At 61.6% G+C, this 255-nt stretch carries 1 protein-coding gene; it reads right to left on the bottom strand.

Translation table 11 applies throughout. The features are described from left to right. Window positions 1-214, bottom strand: a 214-nt coding sequence (locus ACLFKU_RS44665) for an ATP-binding protein (RefSeq protein WP_410853509.1), incomplete at its 3' end; no start/stop codon positions are given. Between the last annotated feature and the right edge of the window lie 41 nt (window positions 215-255).

Here is a 255-nt window from a genome sequence, read left to right as displayed (position 1 = left end):
GCGTCTTGCCCAGGGAGAAGCCAGCGCGGGCGAGCCGCACGCCGAGCTTCTTCTGCTCTCTCCGTGCGACCTCGTCGTGCAGAAGCATGGCGAGGAACTCCGTGTAGGCAAGTTGCCCGTCGATGGCTTGACGGTTGCGTTGCTCGAGCGAGTCAAGGATGCCCGAGAGGCGCAACTGCTTGAGGATCGTGTTCAGTTCTGGACTGGGATGCATGGGCGTTCAATGGATCAGAAGGGAATGGAGGTCACGGCCGA

The sequence above is a fragment of the Paraburkholderia sp. EG304 genome, assembly GCF_046543485.1.
GTDB classification, from domain to species: Bacteria; Pseudomonadota; Gammaproteobacteria; order Burkholderiales; family Burkholderiaceae; genus Paraburkholderia; species Paraburkholderia youngii.
This window is presented reverse-complemented; position numbering and strand designations above follow the sequence as displayed.